The following is a 16,571-nucleotide window of genomic DNA, read 5'->3' as shown; positions in this document are numbered from 1 at the left end:
AAATAAATAAGAATAGAATTTATTTCCGTATTAGGGAGCCATTAGCCCCCATAACTTAATTTTTTATCCCCTTTCCACCTTAACTCAAGTTCCCAACCTGCAATCTGCTTTCCATCTTCAATTACCCATTTGCCATAGATTGGCGTATAAGAACTATCGGCTCTTTTTATTTTATAACTTTCTGCTGTAAATGGCAATCCTTGATTAGTACTAATTCTTTTATTAAAATAATTCCTTGTTTCCATAAAACTAACATCAATTAATTGCTTCAAGCAAGGCGGATAATTAGTGCCTAGAATATCTCTTAGGCTAATGCAAATCCTAGTTGCTATATTTTCTCCTAAAACACTGAAATTATCCTTATTCATAAGCAACCACCCACGCTCGGCTAATGCTTTCTTTAGCTCTTGGCTTGGTTTATCATAATCAATCTTGCTTTTATGTTCTAGTTCGCACTCTAAAACCTTGAGCTTTAATTCATACTTTTCTTTCTGTTGTGCTAATTGTGATTTATAACCTAAAGCAACTCGCTTATTTCTGCGTTCTAGGGTTGTGATGCTATTATTTAGGCTTTTTAGTTTTTCTTCGCTTTGTTCTCTCAATAGCCTTGCTACTTTTTTACGATATTCTTTTGCTTTGGCACTTTTGATAAAAAAGCCTAACATATAAACGCCTTCTAAAGTCCATTTAATTACTTTTTGAACCCCACCTTTTGTTCTTTCGTATTCGTAAAAATAATGTATTCCTTCTATTAACTCGTCTGAATTGCGAGTAAAATGTTTTAAAATTGTGCTTTTTATAATTCCATAATAAGAAGCAACTAACAGTGAGTTGCTATTTTGTATTTTTTGCAACATAATCATCTCCTAATTTAATATTTTTAAGAGATGAATGTTTAATTTTATTTAACTATCTTTTCCCTTTTTTGGATTTGGTACGAAAAACCATACCAAAATCGTTAATATTATTCCAACGAAAGTAATTGTTTTATAAATTATATCAAGCGTTTCCATCTTTACCTCCTTTGTAAATACAAGCTGAACCAAATGCAACACATACGATAACAGCTATAATGCTCCAATAATTAAAACTTTCATCTTTTAAAACAGGTGTGATTATCGCTAATGCAAAAATCACTTTTGCAAAATCAAATGAAAGTTTGCCTAATTCTTTTAATAAATCTTTCATAGTAAAAATTATAGCAAATAAAATTAATTAACAATCATCTCTAAAAGAACATAAATTACTAATACTAGTAATTATAATAATATTATATTCTAATTTTAGAATAAAGTCAAGTATTTTATTTTAATTTTAGGATTTTATTTATTTTAAAATACTAATTTTAGTATTTTAAAGGTATAGACATTTTGTCTACACCTTATAATTTGCTAGCGAGTTCAAAAGCTTTTTTAAATACATCTAATTTTTCCTTTAGTTGTTTGTTTTCTGCTAAGAGATTAAGCGATAACTCTGCCATCTTTGGAATATTCGTTGTAGCCCAGCCTGATATTGTTGATTGTGGAACATCTAGCATTTCACTTAGTTCTTTTTGTGTAATTCCTAATTCTTTACAAGTTTGTTTTACTATATTTTCTTCTTTGTTGTTTGCATAATGCCACTTTATACAATAGTATTCACCACCGATTGATTTTTCTGCACTTTCTGCAAACACTATATGATTACCACCTTCATGAATAAATGGCTCTTTGCCTGTAATGGCTTCAATTTGTGCTTTTATATCTTCTATTAATAGTTTTTCGTTTCCACGCTTTACTTCTATATTGTTTTTTATTTTTCTTTTTAATGAACCGTAAATATAAATTCTTTCATTTGTTAAACTATCATAACCATAAAAATCTTTTCCCATAAAATCTCCTACTTATTCCTAAATACTAAAATATTCAAGTAAGAATTAAGTTAATTTATTACTTAATTCTTTAATATGTTTTATAGCCATACTTACTAGGCTATCTTGTTTAAGTAGTCTTGTAAATTTTCTTCGCTAACTTTCCAAGTCGCTTTAAAAGCTGTTGATTTAGCATTTAAAATACCTTGCTGTAAATGTCTATAAACTGTTATATAACTTTGGCTTGTAATTTTTGCTACTTCTTTTAATGTGTATGTTTTTTTCATTTTAACCCCTTGCCATATACTCTAAAATTTCAAGCATACATCTATCATCTACTGAATGAAAATCTTTATTTTGTAAATACTCTAGCTTCGTTTTAAGCGATTCTTCTGTCACTTTCCCAGCTAAAATACGATAAGCTAATTGATTATTCAGTAACTTCGCACAATCAATAAGCAAAGCTGTGTAATAAAAGCTCTCGTATTTTTCTTGATTGTCCTGTTCGCTTTCGCCTTGCTTTTTGCCTTTTCTTGCTTTGTATTTTGCAGTATTAATTCTGCACCAAGCTAATAAATCTTTTTGCTTATACTTATCATACATTTTATAAATGGTTGCGTCCTTACCACTTCCGTAGTGGGGGCTTTTTGGATTTAGTAATGGATGTAGTTTCATTCTTCATCTCCCCAAACAAAAGTAATATAATCTTGCTCTTTGTTGTATTCATCAATGATTTGCTCTATATATTTTGCTATGTCTTTTGAAGTACAATGCTTTTCTAGCTCGATGGTTTTTTGAATGTTAATAGCTTCGTTATAGCTTGTAAAATTTGTGTCAATTGTTGCATAGTTCAAATCAATATAAAAAATAAAGTTATTTATATAATTAGTTCCTAGTTTTTTTCTTATTTCTTCATTTTTTATATGCAAGAAAACGCAACCGTCAACTAATAAAGCAACACTGAATAAATTACTATACTTATAAAAGTTATTAATTTTTAATTCTAATTCTATTATTTCTTCTAAATCTTTTTTATTAATTAGTTTTACTATTTCTCTCATCTTAAACTCCTTAAAATCTTTAATTCTTTATCTCTTAGTTTGTTTAGGCTGCTAGCTGTGTAGCTAGTGCCTAAGTTTTCGTTATATCTTGCTAAACCAAAACGCTTTATAAAAAGCTCTCTAATGCTTATTTCTAAGCAAAAGATAATTATATTTCTTACATTACCAAGGCAATTCATCAGCTCCACCTTGTTGGTAATTATTGTTTTGATAATTCTGCTGTGGCTGTTGATAATTATTAGCTTGATTTTGTCTTGGTTGTTGCTGATAATTATTGTTTTGATAATTATTTTGTCTTGGTTGCTGATAGTTATTTTGATAACCACCTTGATTGTTATTTTGATTATCTTGCTTATTGTCTAGCATTTCCATATTTTCTATAATCAATACGATTTTACTTCTATTCTGCCCTGTTTGATTATCTACCCATGTTTGCTGTTGTAAATATCCTTCAACTGCTAGTTTTGAGCCTTTATGTAAGTATTGGTTCATTACTTCAGCTGTGCGATTAAATGCTACTATGTCTAAAAACAATGTTTCTTCTATTCTCTCGCCGTTTTGATTATTTCTAATACGACTTGTTGCGATAGTGTTATTTACTATCGCTGTGCCTGTGCTGCTTGAAGTTTTTAGCTCTATATCTTTTGTTAATCTTCCTATGATGATTGTCTTATTCACGCTATCTCCTTAATTCTTATTGTTCTTGTTTCGCTAGTCTTTTTATCACTTTCTAAAATCTCATATCCGTTACGCTCAACTATCGCTTTATAATCAATTGTTTCTCTCGTGCTTATGCTATAAGTTAGCTTTGCTGTAGGTGTTTCGTAAATCGTGCTATCATCAAACTGATAAAAGTAGCTTTTAAGCTCTTTTTCACGCTCCCCTAATGCTTTTAATTGCTTTTGCACTTCGCATAATTCATCTGTTTTTATTAGTGCTTGATAATCAATATTTTTGTATCTATAAGTGCTTTCAAACTCTAGCCATTTGCTTTTAATCTCATCTTGCATTGCCAAATCAGGCTCTATGTTTATAAGTTCAATATCAAGTGTGCCATCGTATTTTGGATAAGCGATAGCTAAAAGTGCTTTTTTAGCTACGCTTACCATCATTTGATGCTGTATTTGATACATATATCTTAATGGAACTTCGTGTGACTTTCTATAAGCGATTAACCCTAGTTCGCTTACCTTAATTTCTAATATCTCGCCGTTATCATATCCATCAAGACTAGCGATAAAGCGTCCGTCGTGTTCGTCTTCGCACACTAAAGGCTTAAAATTACGCTTCAAACTAACATTTATAAAATCTCTAACTTTTGGCTCATATTCTACGCCAAGCTCAACTGCAGGTATCCAAGAGATGTCAGGACGCTTTCCACCACCATATCTATAATATGCTTCTTGATAGGCTTTGTGATAACCCACACCAAAAAGCACAGGTGTAATACTCGCACTAAACTTATCTTTGCGATAATCTAACCATTCTTGTGTATTTTGCTCTAAATTAATTATTTTCATATTAACTCCTTAAATTATCTAATATTTTGTGTAATTGCTCAGGTTTTGCATTTTCTAAGCTTTTAAGTTTTTCGCACTTTAGTATTTGTTCTATTGCTACATTTTTTATTTTTGCTAGGTTTTTGATTTCATCAACTAAAGAATTTGAATTTGGGTTTTCATCATTATCTAAACTATCAGGATCATCTTCGCTATCATCAAGACATAATAAAGATGAAACGGCTCTTTTTTTAGCATAAGTTGAAGCTGTTCCCCAAATCTGCTCCTTACTCATACCTTTGTGGTTATAGTCAATCTCCACGATAGCATTAGAACTAATACTCTCATTTGCTTTTTGTAGAATAGCTGTAGCTTCTAAGATAATCTTGCCATCAAAATCGCATAAGATTTTTTCGCTAAATGTAAGCGTCGTTTCTAATCCTTCGCTTGCCTTTTTATAATTTTCTAAAATGCTTTCTATTGTTCTATATTCGTATTTTGCAAACTTATTTTTGGCATCTTTTTTCGCTTTTATCTTTTGCTGAATAGTGCTTAATACTTTTATAATCTCACTCATCTAAATCTCCACAATCAATTCTGTATTTTCTAGTTCTAATAATTGAATTATCAACAACGTGGTGAGTTGAACTAGAAAACTCAACCCCTTCTTTATTGCGATAAAATCTACAATCATCACGGCTTTTATCCCTAAAGCCACTGCAAAAGTTAGTAAGATTAAATCTTGCTATGTCTGTTAAATAAAAATCACGCATTTTTTAAATACCTTTCATTAAATATCTTTTTTAGTATTTTTTAATCTATCAACTGCAAACTTAAATCTTCTATCTCTTATTATGTTACGATTATCTACATAATATACTAAAGCCGAATAATCTTTTCTATGTCCTGAAATTGCATAATCATAAGTTAAAGTTTTGATTTCTAAACAATTCATATAAATCTCCTTTTTTAATAATATACTTAAAAGTATAGTTAAAAATATCTTAATAATATCTTAAAATATATTTTTTAGTATATTATTTTTAAACTATTGATTTTTTTTATTTATTTCACTATACTAAAAAAGATATTTATAAATTAAGGACTAGCTATGAATACACAACAAGTAAAAGAAGAAAGTAAAATAATCAAAAAAATATTAGATATTGATGTGTTAAGAACATATCTAGGCAGAAATGGTTATGCTTGGTGGTCTAGGCATTTTCTTAGTTTGGGTATTAAAGGAGCAAAAGAACCTAGTATTAAGTGTTGGGTAAACGAAGATAAAAATATGGCACCAAAAAGAGAAATGCTTTTTATAATTGCTAAAGAGAATAATGTAGATGTTAGTACATTTTTTAAAGACAGGACAATGTTAAATGATAGCGAGAGAGAAGTATTAGATAGTATATTAAATGAGGCACAAGAATTAGATTTGGAAAGCTCTAAGATTATTTATATCCCTTTTTATAAAGATTTAACTGTTTCAGCTGGAACTGGGATAGAAGTATTTGAAACTGACAAAGTTGATATACCTTTTTTAAAAGATGAGATTATGGCTCATTTGGAAATAAGAAAAGTAAAAGAGCTTAATGAATTAGCACTGTTTCCCATGATAGGAGATAGTATGAAGCCTACAATAAACGAAGGAAGTTCGTTAGTCGTTAAAAGGCTAAGTAATATTCCTGTATATGGTGCCATTTATGTTTTGTTTTATGAAGATAAATACTATGTAAAAAGAGTAGTTGAGATAGATGATAAACTATTTTTACGCAGTGATAACAAAGAAGATTATAAAGATAAAGAAGTTTTACCAGACCGTAATTTTAGTGTCTTAGGAATGGTCGTTGGTATTTATAATTACGATTTTAAAAAATTATGCTAGTTTAAAGTATTTTAGCTATCCTTTTAATAAAAAAAGGATGGCTTATGAATAAAGATGATGTTTTAGCAAAATTAAAAGAAGATATAAATATTTTTAAAATACTTGATAAAGAATTATATAAAGATAAAAATATTTGCTATTACGCACTCACACAAAATACAAAGCTAGTAAAATATGTAGATGAAAGCTTGTTAGATGATAGTGATTTTGCCTTTTCTATCTTACAGCTTAGTAGCTCCCATTTTAACAAACTTAGCGAAAGATTGCAAAATGATTATGATTTTATACTAAAGCTATCCGAAAACAAAATCAATGTGCTAAAACACATAGGTCCTGTTATCAGACAAGATGCTAAGATTATGATAAATTATGTAAAAATGCTAGGCATTACAAAAGCATTAAGCTATGCTGCTGAAGAGTTGAAAAATAATAAAGAGTTTGTTTTATATATAGCACAAAATACTAAAAAAGCTGATTTTATAGGCGATAAGCTAAAGCAAGATGATGATTTTATGAAAGAGTTAATTAAAATTGATTTAAATTACATAAAACACGCCTCTAATAATATTAAAAACGATAAAAGCTTTTTGATGTTTTTAGAGAACTTTCATCACGCAGAACATCTAGGAGAACAAATATTAAACGATTTGGAGTTTTGCGAATGGTTGCTTGATTTAGACGCTAAAAACTTACAATATATATCAGAAAATATGCAAAATAACCTAGAATTATTTAAAAAGATATTGCCTAAAAGATATTCTTTAATAAAATATGCAAATGATAATATAAAAAACAGCTTAGAACTTGCTATGTATTGTGTGGATATAAACAGCTTTAGAACTCTTGCTTTGTTTAATGATAGCGTATATTTAAATAAGGATTTGTGGAAATACGCACTTTCTAAAACCACTTGGGCTTTAAGTTCAATGCCAAAAGAGTTTAAGAATGATAAGCAGATGTGGATTTTTGCTTGGGAAGAATATGTAAAAAGAGTGCAAAATCACTCTATGGATAATTATGATATAGTATGTGAAAGCTATTTAGATTTTATAGATCAAGCACCTGATGAATTAATTGGCGGATTAAAAAAAGAAAAAGTCAGCACTAGAAAGCTTGATAAACAACTATTAGTAAAAGATTTGCTATCTAACAATACTTATAAACTAAGCGATAAACAATTAAAAGACTATGATGTTTTAGTGGAGCTTTTGACAAAAGATAGAGAGGCTATAAAAGATTTATCAGATGAGATAAAATCAAGCGAAGAAATGTTTAGAGCATTGATTACTTGTAGATACTTTGGTGGATTTTATGAAGTGCCTGAAGAAGCATTCAAAAACCATTTACAAATAATATATGATGAGCTTTGCAAAAGTCCGCACTTATTTAAATACTTACCTGATGAAATAGCTACTGAAGCGGTTTTTTGTAAAGCTTGGTATGAATATAGCAAAACTACGCCAAAAAACGAGAGAAAATATAGCGTATTAGATGAAATAGATTTAAGTCATTTAGATAGCGATAACATAGATAAATATGCTGAATATTATAAAGATTTTAAAATACCTGATGCGTTTTTTGATAGCGAAATAAGAGAAATAGATAGTCCACTTAACGAGTATCCTGAAGAATTACAAAAAATGCTAAAAGAAGAGATAAGAAAATCTATGAAATTTTCAAAAGATAGTAAAGGCATTTCAATTTCATCTGATTTTGATAGCAAGAATGTAGAAAAAGTCATTAAAGAATACGAAATGAAACAAAATCAATCATCAGACATCAAAGCAAAAAAGAAAAGCAAATGGAAAAAATATTTATTGATTTATTTAGCTATTTGTTTAGTTGGTTATATTGTAGAACAAATGCTATCTTGATATAACATTCTTTTTATTTGTAATACAAATAACAACCAAAGCTTTTTTAAACTTCATCTATGTATAAGATAAGCATAGATGATAATTTAACTAGAATTATAAAAAAGCGTAAGTTTAGTCACGCATTACGCCCATTTTTGGGTTGTGATAGCTTGGTTGATAAAGAGCTAACACATGCTAACACTCACGCATATTTAAAGACTTTAGCAGAGCAAATAAAACTACTTGAGCCACGCATTATCATTAAAAAATTAGCCCTAAACGGAACAAATGTGCTTATTGATTACGAAGTAATTGAGAGCAAGGAGCGTGTCATTTATGAATTATAATGATGTATTTTTCGCTCCATTTGATATAGATAAAGCTCGTAATGAAATCATAGAAAATTACAAAAACAAAGCAAATCAAAGCGATTATAAGCCGCTAATAAATGATGATATTATGATTTTAACTGATTGCTTTTTGGAGTGGTTTAAGACAAAGCATGAATATATCACAAATATAGCTATGCAAAACTATTTAGTATATTCACGCGATACATTTTTAGATGAGCTTGTAGCACTTGTAGGACTAACTAGAAAACACGCAAATAATGCAACATGCAAAATAAAAATCACAGCAAATAGCCCTACATTTATACCTAAGAATACCAAATTAAGCGATGGCAAAGGTCATTATGCGTATTTGCTAAATGATGTATATGTAAAAGATGAGATTATAGAGCTATGTGAGATAGAAAATAACGAGTTTTTAGATATGAAAATATCAATGCTTGAAACTCAAAATATCTACATTGAAAAAATAGAGCAAATAACAGAATGGCAAAACGATAGTTATCGTGAGAGCGATGAAGAGCTAAAAGAACGCTTTAAACTAGCACTTCATAGATTTAGCACGGCAGGAAGTGCTGAAAGCTATTTATTTTATGTCTTATCAACTAAAGCTGTATTAAAAGCTAAAGTATATGATGATAACACAAAGCCAGGACAGGTCTTCATTTGCTACTACACTCAAGCTGAAAATATAGAGCCACAAATCTTAAAGGCCCTTGAAAATAAAGTGCCATTAACAGATAAAATTAATCTTATTAAATGTAAAGAAATCACGCAAGATTTAGTAATAAAAATCAAAGTAAAAGATGATTTTTTATTTGCCGAGAACTTAGCAAAGATTGATTATATCATAAAAGATTTTTATAAAAAGCTTGACATTGGCGAGAGCGTAAGCGAGAGTAAAATCATAAGCTTATGCAATGATGAGAATATAAGTGATATAAGTATCACAACGCCACTTCAAACGATAGATAAAAATAGTATTTTAAAGCTAAATTCATTAAGGATTGAAAAATGGATTTAAGTATTTATTCAAAATCTTTAGAAGATTACAAAAACTCTATTTTAGAAGTGCTTGATAATGCATATTCTATAAATACCGAGCATTTTTATAAGCCAAATGTAAAAAATACAAAAGTTTTATCATCACAATGGGGACATCATCAAGAACTAAAAACTCCACTTCTGCTAAATCAAAGCGAAGGGACTGCGAGCTATTTTAAAACTATGCTTCGTGGGGTTTTTGCTGATTGTAAAGTTGTTAATTTAGATAAACCTTATACTTTTAAAGCAGTGGTTGAGATTAGCGAAAACACAACTAGCGAAAACATACTAAAGCTTAGCGAATACATAAATAAATATAAAAACGTAAGAAGCGTATGTGAAAACATAGAACTTATCACAATACACGAAAAGCCTTTAATAATTCAGGCAGTAATGCAAATTAAGGAGTTTAAAGAACTATGACAATAATTACGAATGCAGGTAAAAAGCTAATAACACACGCAATTATAAATAAGCTTGATTTATTTATATCAAAGGTTGTTTATGCTGATTGTAATTTAGATACACTAGATGAAAACACAGCGTCTTTAACAAATATCAAATATGAAAATCTTCCAACAAGCGTAAGAATAGATGAATTTGATAACTCAAAAATAATCCTTGAAGCAGTGCTAAGAAATGATACAGCACAAGATTTTTTCATAAATTGCGTTGGATTTGTGGCAAAAAATAGAGAGCTTTTATGCTTTACTAAAATAAAAAGAACACCAGTGCTAAGTAAAGCAACAGATACAAACGCTTCATTGTTTCATTATAAGTTAGCAATGGAGCTTAAACACGCAAGTGAATTAAGTATAAAAATAGATGAAACGATAGTCTATCCAACTTTAGCACATTTTAATACTTCTCAAAAAGCACAAGATGAGTTAATAGCAAAACTAGGATTAGATAAAGTCAATATAAGCGATTTTACAGCTTCTCAAAACTTGCAAGATGATAAGATAAAAACTCTTGAAAATACTAAAGCTGATAAAGCAGCTTTGAATAATTACTATACTAAAACAGAAACGTATACAAAAGCTGAGATTGATAAAAAAGATACAGACAAGTATAATGCTTTAAATAATACTAAAGCTGATAAAACTACAACTTACACAAAAGCTGAAGTTGATAACAGCCAAACCACACAAAATACAACAATTAGCACAAATCATACAAGTGTATTAAATCAACTCGCACTTCAAAACACACAAATGAGTAAGTTAATGACCCAATGCCAAAACCTACTCACTAAAATTGAATTGGGGGGGGGTAAAGTAGGTATGATATTTATGTATGCAGGTGCGACAATTCCTAGTAACTATATGTTGTGCGATGGTCGTGAATTATTAAAAACAGCTTACCCACAATTATTTAGTGCTATCGGCACAATTTATGGAGAAAGTGCTGACAAACTTAAGTTTAAGATACCTGATTTGCGTGGTCGTTTTGTTCGTTGCGTTGGCGGTAATGCTGCAGCATTAGGCGTATCACAAGGTGATGCGATTAGGAATATAACAGCTTCAATATTTGCTTCTTATCCAATATTCACAAAAGGTGTCGGAGCATTTGTTAAAACTAATGGCAAAGGTGATGATTTGGCGCAAGGTGGTAGTAGAGTAGGTAATGGTAATTCCTATGTTGACTTTAATGCTAGTCGTGTTGTTCCAACCGCTAATGAAAATCGCCCAATCAATATGTCAATGAATTTCATAATTCAAATAAAGGAGTAAACAATGGAAGAAATACAAAGAAGTTTAAGTGAATTAATCACCAATCAAAGAGCAATGTTAGATGCTCAAAGTAAGCTACTAGCTAGTGTGTATGATAAGCAAGTAGTAGATAACAAGCTTAATGCTAAGCTTAATATTACTGATTTTACAGCTATTAAAAATGCTATAAATATGCACTTAAGCCAAAAATCTTTTGCAGACAATGGTTATACAAAATTACCTAACGGACTAATTTTGCAATGGATAAATGCGAACAATACAAAAGTATCAACTGAAGTAATAAAATTTCCTATAGCTTTTCCAAATAAAGTTTTAAGCGTTATTGCAAATTCAAAAGATAAAACAGATTCAGGTAGTAGTATTGGTGGTGGTTATGGCTCTATATTACATATTACAAATTATACAAATACGCAAGTTGAAATTCATAAGACTTATTGGAATAAATATGCCACTAATTCAAATGTTATAGGTTCAATTTTTGCGATTGGTTTTTAAAAGGAGAAAAAATGATTTATGTAAATTATGATGAAAATACAAGAGAAATTAAAGCTTATTATGATGATGAGATAAGTGATTTTATACCTGAACCAAATTTTACAATAAGCGAAAAAGAACACTCACAAGCTTTAAATATAAATGCTAATTATGTAACAAATGAAATGCGTTTAATTTATAAAGAAAAAGAACTAAGTATAGATGAGTTGAAAGAGCTTAAATTAAACGAGCTAGAAAGTTTAAAATCATCAGTTGAGAATGCTGATATTTTATATAAAGATAAGTTTTATCAAGCAGACGCTAAAGCAAAAGAACTTTTAACTCAAAGCTTGGTTATTTTTTCTAGTGTTGGTGCAGTGCCACCTGATTTTGCTTGGAAAAGTAGTGATAACTCTCTTAATATTTTTGGCTTAGATGATTTAAAACAACTATCTTTATTAATAGCTACAAGACTTCAAGTTATTACAGCAAAATATTGGGCTTACAAAGAACAAATTAGAAATGCTGAAAATAAAGAAAGTTTAGATGCAATTAATTTGGAGTTTAACTAATGCAAAGAGTAGTAATAAAACCTTTTGATAAAGATAAATACGAATTAGCAGAGCCATATTGTTACGAATGTGGATTTGCTAAAGTTGAAATTAATAAAGGTTATCAAACCAACGGGGCAAATATACCTCGTTTGCTTTGGTCTATCTATCCACCAAATAGTCCAGAGTATCTAAGTGCTGTGGTGGTGCATGATTTTTTATGCGATAAAGCATATAAGAATGACAAAAATTATGAAGACTTTATTTTAGCTGACAATATATTTTTTATTGCGTTAAAAGAGCTAGATGTTAGTAATTTCAAATCGGCTTTATTTTACAACTCGTGCAGATTTTATCATTTTTTAAAATACAAGGTTTTTAGATGATTTATATTGCAAAGCAAGGCGAAAAATTAAGCGTGATTTATGCCAAACATTATAAAAGAGATGATTATTCATCTAGCTTTTATCAAGAGTTTTTAAGAGCTAATCATAAGCATTTAAACACGCTTTATTTTCGTGGTGGCGAACAAATAGAACTAATAGAGCCTAAAGTTGAAACTAAAAAAACGGAGACTTTATGGAGCTAGTTTATAAGCCAAAGATAACATTATTTTATAATGATATTGATAAAACGGCTCAAATGCCTTTTATAAATATTACTATTAATGATTATGCAAAAGGTCAGGCTGATACTTGCAATATCACGCTAAGCTACAACACGCCTGAGCCACGCCTAAATGATACTATAAAAGTTTTTTGCGATGGTGTTTTGCTAGGTGCTTTTTATATAAACAAAATCAAAATCAAGTATAAGCAAACTTATGAGCTAGAATGTGTGAGTGCAAATCTAAGCCGTGCAAAACAAATAAAAAATAGGACATTTAAAGAAAGCGAGTTTTTAAAAGTTGCACGTAGTATCGCAAAAGAAAATGGACTAAAGTTTAAAGCACAGGTTAGCAAAAACGAGCTTAAAAACTATCAGCAAAATAACCAAAGCGATTTAGCATTTTTAAGTAGTGAATGTGATAAGCTAGGTGTAAATATGAGTATCAAAAATGATACATTGATTTTGCACGATGCAAATAAAGAGAATAAAAGACTTAAATATGAATTGCAAGAAGGTGAATTAATAGAGCTTGATTATGAGTTCATCGCTGGGGTGTCGGCAGGTAGTGTAGAAGTTACTTATTTTGATGCAAAAGAGAATAAAGATATTGTTGTAAGAGCAGGTAGCAGTGAGCCTGTAAAAAAAATTAATTCTTTTGTAAAGAATAAGCAAGAGGCACTAACCCTAGCAAACTCTAAGCTACAAACTCAAAAGAATGCGAGCTTTAAAGGCTCTTTAAAGGTGCTTGGTCGTGCTATGAATGCAGGTGCATTGCTTGATATAGTGCTTGAAAATAAGACTTTAAACACTCAAATAGAAAAAATAACGCATTCAATAAATGCTAGTGGGTTTATTACTAGCGTGGAGTTTTGCTAATGAAAATAAATGCGATTTTAGGAGTTATCATCTTGCTAATGTATTTATACATAAGTGATTTAAAAGCGAGTTTAGATAAAGCAAAAACTAAAGCATTTGAGCTAAATGCCGTGATTTTAGCAAAAGATGATGAGCTAAAAAGAGCAAATTTAGCAAGAGATGAGCTAAATAAAAAACTACAAGATAAACAAAAAATCCGTTTATCTGTAGTAAAAAAGGTAAGTGAAAATGAGAAGAGCAAAGATAAGCTTGATGATTATTTTCTTGATATTTTTAACAGCTTGCAGTGAAAAAATAGTGTATGTAAAAGAGCAAGTGCCAACAGACTTTTTAGAATGCGAGAATTTGGATATGGATAGAAATATGAAAACAAACGGCGATTTTGCTTTATTTGTGATAGATAGCGTGAGTGCTTATCGTGATTGCAAAGCTAAGTTAAAAGCCGTGAGAGATTTTGTAAAAGGAGATAAATAATGGAAGAAGGATTATTGCATTTAATTTTAAAAGGCGCGACTATACAAGATTTAACGGTCGCAGGAGTTCTTGGTGGAATGCTGATTTATCAAACGTATTTAAATCAAAAGAAATTAGAAAGAATTGAGAACTTAAGTCAAGAAATCGTAACGCTTTTAAAAGTTTTGAGTGAGAGAATGAAATAATGAATTTAAAAAAAACAACAGCGAAAATAGCTTTTTAAAGATTATTGATGCGTTGAAAAATCATCATAATTTTATATTTTTTAGTAAGGAGGTAAAAATGACTTAGCTAAGAACATGTATTTAATAAAAAGCAAGCAGTTAAAATAAATATAAAGGAGAATTTATGACAAGAGAAAGAAAAGAAGTTGCATTAGCGTTTATTCAAGCATTTTACACAAGAGAAGAGTTAGGCATAGATACAAGTGAGTATAAAGCTGATGATATTAGCGATGAGTTAGTGCTTTTAGTTGATGAGATTATGGATAAGATGGTAAAAAACAAAAGATTAATGTCAGCAGCTAGTTTTTTAAGTAGATTTATCAATTTTAATTCAGTAACACAAGTTGTAAGTTCACATTTTGTTGAAAATGATGGAGATTTAGATATGTTATTAGAAGACACAAGAAAAAGTTTTGCAGATGATAAAAAGCAAATGATGGCAAATTTCTTTACTCGTGGGGCATTACTTGCTTTGCTTGGTGGAAGAAAATCAGAAGTAGCTATGAAACTTTATGGCTTTTAAGCTTGTTGGTGGATTATTTCCACCAACTATCTAATTCTTTATAATTTTCACAAGCTAATTTATAACCACTATCACAAGAAAGCTTATAATACTTTAAAGCTTGTTTTTTATCTTTTTTATCTTTAGTATCAGCGTATAATAATTTATAATGTTTTCCTACCATAATGCAATATTTATTATTTAATTCACAAGATTTTACATAATAATCAAATTCTTTTTTTTCATCACTAAAAATAATTTTATTTTTTGGAGAATACTTAGAATAAAATTTAGCCAAAACCAAACAAGACTTAGCACTTTGTAACTCATCGCAACCTTTAAAAGCTACTTCAGCACTCTCTTTTAATTTTAAATAATCACTACTATCATATTTTTTATAATCCAAATAATTCTCACAAGATTTAGCATTGTTTTCTTTAATGCACTCATCATATAATCTTGCTTGAGTAAAATTTAGTGTTGGTTCTGGTGTAAAAACCCCTCTAGCATTACACACTAAAGCTAAGGCTAATAATGCTAATAACTTTTTCATGCGACTCTCCTTTTTTAAATTTTAATGCTAAAAAATCTTAGTTTTTTAACATATTGATTTCATATGTTAAAATTCTATGAATTTTTTAACACAAATTATAAAAATTACTCCCATTTTTTTCTTATTATGTTTCGTATTTAAAAGGAGCGAAACGACTAAAGTTCTGCAGATTTTAGTTTTTAAGCTCCTTTGCGATTTTATCTAAAAATCGTTATTAAAACTTTTTAGCCATTCTCCTTTTTATTGCTAACTTTTAACGCTACATATACAAGTAATGTTGAAATATTGTGGAATAAGGAAATGTGTAAAGAAGTAAAAGAAGAAATCAAAGGCGTTGATAAGACCGCTCAAGCCATCTTATTTAAGATGGCTTGAATCAGCTTTAATTTATAGGCATTTTTTTAAAAAATACCATGTCTTATAGAAGTATTTTTTAACACCTTTTGCTGTTAATATATCATACATTTTTTTGATATACTCATAATCTCTTGAACAAATTTCTAAGTTTTGCTCAAACGATTTCTTTAGCTCTTTTTCAAATTTTCCAACAATGCAGTAAGGATTGATTTTAATCCAATCTTTGCAATAAATATTGAGCGTATATAAATAATCAATTATCGCTGTACTTATAGCTTCTGCTTCATTTTTAATTTCATGAGCACCTTTATCATTTAAATTCTTTTTTCTATTTTCAATAGAATTTAATTTTTTCTTAAGCTTATTAATAGCTTTATCGACTAATACCGTATTATTTTGATTATTGTTCTTTGTAATAAAATATACAGGTATTACAATATTGCATAATGAGTCAAACATTAGTTTTATCATTATAACTCCTTAATTAATAAAATGGTTGATATTTTTAAATCATTAAACTCTAAAAATCTGTATATCTTTAATCGGTATAAGAGTTTTATAATTAAACTCTAAAAATCTGTATATCTTTAATCGGTATAAGAGTTTTATAATTAAACTCTAAAAATCTGTATATCTTTAATCGGTATAAGAGTTTTATAATTAAACTCTAAAAA

At 29.3% G+C, this 16,571-nt stretch carries 29 protein-coding genes; 15 read left to right on the top strand and 14 right to left on the bottom strand.

Annotation, left to right across the window (positions count from 1 at the left end):
• Positions 1-41: 41 nt before the first annotated feature.
• The 12 genes from AVBRAN12647_RS04015 to AVBRAN12647_RS03960 all read right to left on the bottom strand — a co-directional run bounded on the left by AVBRAN12647_RS04015 (position 42) and on the right by AVBRAN12647_RS03960 (position 5,364).
• On the bottom strand, positions 42-857 hold the full coding sequence (locus AVBRAN12647_RS04015; protein ID WP_336614736.1) for a hypothetical protein: 816 nt from the start codon (positions 855-857) through the stop codon (positions 42-44).
• Positions 858-999: 142 nt separating this feature from the next.
• Positions 1,000-1,188, bottom strand: a complete 189-nt coding sequence (locus AVBRAN12647_RS04010) for a hypothetical protein (protein WP_214118665.1) — start codon at positions 1,186-1,188, stop codon at positions 1,000-1,002.
• Between the two features lie 193 nt (positions 1,189-1,381).
• The gene (locus tag AVBRAN12647_RS04005) at positions 1,382-1,870 is read right to left on the bottom strand and encodes a helix-turn-helix domain-containing protein (RefSeq protein ID WP_336608974.1); all 489 of its coding nucleotides are present in this window, start codon (positions 1,868-1,870) and stop codon (positions 1,382-1,384) included.
• Between the two features lie 95 nt (positions 1,871-1,965).
• Complete coding sequence (locus tag AVBRAN12647_RS04000) at positions 1,966-2,136, bottom strand: helix-turn-helix domain-containing protein (protein WP_214118661.1); 171 nt, start codon at positions 2,134-2,136, stop codon at positions 1,966-1,968.
• 1 nt (position 2,137) lies between these two features.
• A complete protein-coding gene (locus AVBRAN12647_RS03995; protein WP_336608973.1) occupies positions 2,138-2,524 on the bottom strand; it encodes a DUF3310 domain-containing protein in 387 nt (128 codons plus the stop codon).
• Positions 2,521-2,910 carry a hypothetical protein gene (locus AVBRAN12647_RS03990; protein ID WP_336608972.1) on the bottom strand — a complete coding sequence of 130 codons (390 nt, stop codon included), beginning with the start codon at positions 2,908-2,910 and terminating at the stop codon, positions 2,521-2,523. The genes AVBRAN12647_RS03995 and AVBRAN12647_RS03990 overlap by 4 nt, the downstream gene beginning before the upstream one ends.
• Positions 2,907-3,089 carry a hypothetical protein gene (locus tag AVBRAN12647_RS03985; RefSeq protein ID WP_214118655.1) on the bottom strand — a complete coding sequence of 61 codons (183 nt, stop codon included), beginning with the start codon at positions 3,087-3,089 and terminating at the stop codon, positions 2,907-2,909. The genes AVBRAN12647_RS03990 and AVBRAN12647_RS03985 overlap by 4 nt, the downstream gene beginning before the upstream one ends.
• The gene (locus tag AVBRAN12647_RS03980; RefSeq protein WP_336608970.1) at positions 3,073-3,588 is read right to left on the bottom strand and encodes a single-stranded DNA-binding protein; all 516 of its coding nucleotides are present in this window, start codon (positions 3,586-3,588) and stop codon (positions 3,073-3,075) included. Before AVBRAN12647_RS03980 ends, AVBRAN12647_RS03985 begins: the two co-directional genes overlap by 17 nt.
• Entirely contained in the window at positions 3,585-4,430 is an 846-nt protein-coding gene (locus AVBRAN12647_RS03975) for a lambda-exonuclease family protein (RefSeq protein WP_336614735.1), read from the bottom strand. Before AVBRAN12647_RS03975 ends, AVBRAN12647_RS03980 begins: the two co-directional genes overlap by 4 nt.
• A 1-nt stretch (position 4,431) precedes the next feature.
• Entirely contained in the window at positions 4,432-4,986 is a 555-nt protein-coding gene (locus AVBRAN12647_RS03970) for an ERF family protein (protein WP_336614734.1), read from the bottom strand.
• Entirely contained in the window at positions 4,979-5,182 is a 204-nt protein-coding gene (locus AVBRAN12647_RS03965; protein WP_214118649.1) for a hypothetical protein, read from the bottom strand. The genes AVBRAN12647_RS03970 and AVBRAN12647_RS03965 overlap by 8 nt, the downstream gene beginning before the upstream one ends.
• Before the next feature lie 17 nt (positions 5,183-5,199).
• Positions 5,200-5,364, bottom strand: coding sequence for a hypothetical protein (locus AVBRAN12647_RS03960; protein WP_214118647.1), 165 nt, complete (start codon positions 5,362-5,364; stop codon positions 5,200-5,202).
• A gap of 156 nt (positions 5,365-5,520) precedes the next feature.
• Between AVBRAN12647_RS03960 and AVBRAN12647_RS03955 the strand changes: the two genes are divergently transcribed.
• From AVBRAN12647_RS03955 to AVBRAN12647_RS03885, 15 genes are all read left to right on the top strand, one after another.
• Positions 5,521-6,294, top strand: a complete 774-nt coding sequence (locus AVBRAN12647_RS03955) for a S24 family peptidase (protein ID WP_214118645.1) — start codon at positions 5,521-5,523, stop codon at positions 6,292-6,294.
• 44 nt (positions 6,295-6,338) lie between these two features.
• Entirely contained in the window at positions 6,339-8,168 is a 1,830-nt protein-coding gene (locus AVBRAN12647_RS03950) for a hypothetical protein (RefSeq protein ID WP_336608968.1), read from the top strand.
• A gap of 59 nt (positions 8,169-8,227) precedes the next feature.
• On the top strand, positions 8,228-8,497 hold the full coding sequence (locus tag AVBRAN12647_RS03945) for a hypothetical protein (protein ID WP_336608967.1): 270 nt from the start codon (positions 8,228-8,230) through the stop codon (positions 8,495-8,497).
• Positions 8,487-9,524, top strand: coding sequence for a baseplate J/gp47 family protein (locus AVBRAN12647_RS03940; protein ID WP_336608966.1), 1,038 nt, complete (start codon positions 8,487-8,489; stop codon positions 9,522-9,524). The genes AVBRAN12647_RS03945 and AVBRAN12647_RS03940 overlap by 11 nt, the downstream gene beginning before the upstream one ends.
• A complete protein-coding gene (locus tag AVBRAN12647_RS03935; protein ID WP_336614733.1) occupies positions 9,515-9,967 on the top strand; it encodes a hypothetical protein in 453 nt (150 codons plus the stop codon). The genes AVBRAN12647_RS03940 and AVBRAN12647_RS03935 overlap by 10 nt, the downstream gene beginning before the upstream one ends.
• Entirely contained in the window at positions 9,964-11,277 is a 1,314-nt protein-coding gene (locus AVBRAN12647_RS03930) for a tail fiber protein (protein WP_336614732.1), read from the top strand. Before AVBRAN12647_RS03935 ends, AVBRAN12647_RS03930 begins: the two co-directional genes overlap by 4 nt.
• A gap of 3 nt (positions 11,278-11,280) precedes the next feature.
• Positions 11,281-11,772: a gp53-like domain-containing protein gene (locus AVBRAN12647_RS03925; RefSeq protein ID WP_336608938.1), complete on the top strand. Its 492-nt coding sequence runs from the start codon at positions 11,281-11,283 to the stop codon at positions 11,770-11,772.
• Positions 11,773-11,783: 11 nt separating this feature from the next.
• Positions 11,784-12,323, top strand: a complete 540-nt coding sequence (locus AVBRAN12647_RS03920; RefSeq protein WP_336614731.1) for a DUF4376 domain-containing protein — start codon at positions 11,784-11,786, stop codon at positions 12,321-12,323.
• A complete protein-coding gene (locus AVBRAN12647_RS03915; protein WP_336612781.1) occupies positions 12,323-12,688 on the top strand; it encodes a DUF1353 domain-containing protein in 366 nt (121 codons plus the stop codon). The genes AVBRAN12647_RS03920 and AVBRAN12647_RS03915 overlap by 1 nt, the downstream gene beginning before the upstream one ends.
• Positions 12,685-12,891 (top strand): hypothetical protein, encoded by a 207-nt coding sequence (locus AVBRAN12647_RS03910; protein WP_336609854.1) that lies wholly within the window; start codon positions 12,685-12,687, stop codon positions 12,889-12,891. Before AVBRAN12647_RS03915 ends, AVBRAN12647_RS03910 begins: the two co-directional genes overlap by 4 nt.
• Complete coding sequence (locus AVBRAN12647_RS03905) at positions 12,882-13,787, top strand: phage late control D family protein (protein ID WP_336614730.1); 906 nt, start codon at positions 12,882-12,884, stop codon at positions 13,785-13,787. Before AVBRAN12647_RS03910 ends, AVBRAN12647_RS03905 begins: the two co-directional genes overlap by 10 nt.
• Entirely contained in the window at positions 13,787-14,077 is a 291-nt protein-coding gene (locus tag AVBRAN12647_RS03900; protein ID WP_336609856.1) for a hypothetical protein, read from the top strand. The genes AVBRAN12647_RS03905 and AVBRAN12647_RS03900 overlap by 1 nt, the downstream gene beginning before the upstream one ends.
• On the top strand, positions 14,040-14,261 hold the full coding sequence (locus AVBRAN12647_RS03895; RefSeq protein WP_336614729.1) for a hypothetical protein: 222 nt from the start codon (positions 14,040-14,042) through the stop codon (positions 14,259-14,261). Before AVBRAN12647_RS03900 ends, AVBRAN12647_RS03895 begins: the two co-directional genes overlap by 38 nt.
• Positions 14,261-14,446 carry a hypothetical protein gene (locus tag AVBRAN12647_RS03890; protein ID WP_336614728.1) on the top strand — a complete coding sequence of 62 codons (186 nt, stop codon included), beginning with the start codon at positions 14,261-14,263 and terminating at the stop codon, positions 14,444-14,446. Before AVBRAN12647_RS03895 ends, AVBRAN12647_RS03890 begins: the two co-directional genes overlap by 1 nt.
• A 163-nt stretch (positions 14,447-14,609) precedes the next feature.
• Positions 14,610-15,008 carry a hypothetical protein gene (locus tag AVBRAN12647_RS03885; protein WP_336607391.1) on the top strand — a complete coding sequence of 133 codons (399 nt, stop codon included), beginning with the start codon at positions 14,610-14,612 and terminating at the stop codon, positions 15,006-15,008.
• 13 nt (positions 15,009-15,021) lie between these two features.
• Here the strand turns inward: AVBRAN12647_RS03885 and AVBRAN12647_RS03880 are convergent, their stop codons facing one another.
• Together AVBRAN12647_RS03880 and AVBRAN12647_RS03875 are read right to left on the bottom strand one after the other, a co-directional pair.
• Positions 15,022-15,540, bottom strand: coding sequence for a hypothetical protein (locus tag AVBRAN12647_RS03880; RefSeq protein ID WP_336609858.1), 519 nt, complete (start codon positions 15,538-15,540; stop codon positions 15,022-15,024).
• Between the two features lie 387 nt (positions 15,541-15,927).
• A complete protein-coding gene (locus AVBRAN12647_RS03875) occupies positions 15,928-16,368 on the bottom strand; it encodes a hypothetical protein (RefSeq protein WP_336609860.1) in 441 nt (146 codons plus the stop codon).
• Positions 16,369-16,571: the final 203 nt, after the last annotated feature.

It is taken from the genome of Campylobacter sp. RM12647 (genome assembly GCF_020138135.1).
Lineage (GTDB): Bacteria > Campylobacterota > Campylobacteria > Campylobacterales > Campylobacteraceae > Campylobacter_E.
The sequence above is the reverse complement of the archived record's forward strand: the minus strand, read 5'-3'. Positions and strand labels throughout refer to the sequence as shown.

What these genes read in the sequence shown, in the direction of transcription:
- AVBRAN12647_RS03925 (WP_336608938.1), top strand. Translation starts at nt 11,281, where the DNA reads ATGGAAGAAATACAAAGAAGTTTAAGTGAATTAATCACCAATCAAAGA.
- AVBRAN12647_RS04005 (WP_336608974.1), bottom strand. Translation starts at nt 1,870, where the DNA reads ATGGGAAAAGATTTTTATGGTTATGATAGTTTAACAAATGAAAGAATT.
- AVBRAN12647_RS03880 (WP_336609858.1), bottom strand. Translation starts at nt 15,540, where the DNA reads ATGAAAAAGTTATTAGCATTATTAGCCTTAGCTTTAGTGTGTAATGCT.
- AVBRAN12647_RS03950 (WP_336608968.1), top strand. Translation starts at nt 6,339, where the DNA reads ATGAATAAAGATGATGTTTTAGCAAAATTAAAAGAAGATATAAATATT.
- AVBRAN12647_RS03965 (WP_214118649.1), bottom strand. Translation starts at nt 5,182, where the DNA reads ATGCGTGATTTTTATTTAACAGACATAGCAAGATTTAATCTTACTAAC.
- AVBRAN12647_RS03900 (WP_336609856.1), top strand. Translation starts at nt 13,787, where the DNA reads ATGAAAATAAATGCGATTTTAGGAGTTATCATCTTGCTAATGTATTTA.
- AVBRAN12647_RS03920 (WP_336614731.1), top strand. Translation starts at nt 11,784, where the DNA reads ATGATTTATGTAAATTATGATGAAAATACAAGAGAAATTAAAGCTTAT.
- AVBRAN12647_RS03935 (WP_336614733.1), top strand. Translation starts at nt 9,515, where the DNA reads ATGGATTTAAGTATTTATTCAAAATCTTTAGAAGATTACAAAAACTCT.
- AVBRAN12647_RS03985 (WP_214118655.1), bottom strand. Translation starts at nt 3,089, where the DNA reads ATGAATTGCCTTGGTAATGTAAGAAATATAATTATCTTTTGCTTAGAA.
- AVBRAN12647_RS03975 (WP_336614735.1), bottom strand. Translation starts at nt 4,430, where the DNA reads ATGAAAATAATTAATTTAGAGCAAAATACACAAGAATGGTTAGATTAT.
- AVBRAN12647_RS03905 (WP_336614730.1), top strand. Translation starts at nt 12,882, where the DNA reads ATGGAGCTAGTTTATAAGCCAAAGATAACATTATTTTATAATGATATT.
- AVBRAN12647_RS03940 (WP_336608966.1), top strand. Translation starts at nt 8,487, where the DNA reads ATGAATTATAATGATGTATTTTTCGCTCCATTTGATATAGATAAAGCT.
- AVBRAN12647_RS03915 (WP_336612781.1), top strand. Translation starts at nt 12,323, where the DNA reads ATGCAAAGAGTAGTAATAAAACCTTTTGATAAAGATAAATACGAATTA.
- AVBRAN12647_RS03885 (WP_336607391.1), top strand. Translation starts at nt 14,610, where the DNA reads ATGACAAGAGAAAGAAAAGAAGTTGCATTAGCGTTTATTCAAGCATTT.
- AVBRAN12647_RS03995 (WP_336608973.1), bottom strand. Translation starts at nt 2,524, where the DNA reads ATGAAACTACATCCATTACTAAATCCAAAAAGCCCCCACTACGGAAGT.
- AVBRAN12647_RS03930 (WP_336614732.1), top strand. Translation starts at nt 9,964, where the DNA reads ATGACAATAATTACGAATGCAGGTAAAAAGCTAATAACACACGCAATT.
- AVBRAN12647_RS03875 (WP_336609860.1), bottom strand. Translation starts at nt 16,368, where the DNA reads ATGATAAAACTAATGTTTGACTCATTATGCAATATTGTAATACCTGTA.
- AVBRAN12647_RS03990 (WP_336608972.1), bottom strand. Translation starts at nt 2,910, where the DNA reads ATGAGAGAAATAGTAAAACTAATTAATAAAAAAGATTTAGAAGAAATA.
- AVBRAN12647_RS04000 (WP_214118661.1), bottom strand. Translation starts at nt 2,136, where the DNA reads ATGAAAAAAACATACACATTAAAAGAAGTAGCAAAAATTACAAGCCAA.
- AVBRAN12647_RS03945 (WP_336608967.1), top strand. Translation starts at nt 8,228, where the DNA reads ATGTATAAGATAAGCATAGATGATAATTTAACTAGAATTATAAAAAAG.
- AVBRAN12647_RS03910 (WP_336609854.1), top strand. Translation starts at nt 12,685, where the DNA reads ATGATTTATATTGCAAAGCAAGGCGAAAAATTAAGCGTGATTTATGCC.
- AVBRAN12647_RS03960 (WP_214118647.1), bottom strand. Translation starts at nt 5,364, where the DNA reads ATGAATTGTTTAGAAATCAAAACTTTAACTTATGATTATGCAATTTCA.
- AVBRAN12647_RS04010 (WP_214118665.1), bottom strand. Translation starts at nt 1,188, where the DNA reads ATGAAAGATTTATTAAAAGAATTAGGCAAACTTTCATTTGATTTTGCA.
- AVBRAN12647_RS03955 (WP_214118645.1), top strand. Translation starts at nt 5,521, where the DNA reads ATGAATACACAACAAGTAAAAGAAGAAAGTAAAATAATCAAAAAAATA.
- AVBRAN12647_RS03895 (WP_336614729.1), top strand. Translation starts at nt 14,040, where the DNA reads ATGATTATTTTCTTGATATTTTTAACAGCTTGCAGTGAAAAAATAGTG.
- AVBRAN12647_RS04015 (WP_336614736.1), bottom strand. Translation starts at nt 857, where the DNA reads ATGTTGCAAAAAATACAAAATAGCAACTCACTGTTAGTTGCTTCTTAT.
- AVBRAN12647_RS03890 (WP_336614728.1), top strand. Translation starts at nt 14,261, where the DNA reads ATGGAAGAAGGATTATTGCATTTAATTTTAAAAGGCGCGACTATACAA.
- AVBRAN12647_RS03970 (WP_336614734.1), bottom strand. Translation starts at nt 4,986, where the DNA reads ATGAGTGAGATTATAAAAGTATTAAGCACTATTCAGCAAAAGATAAAA.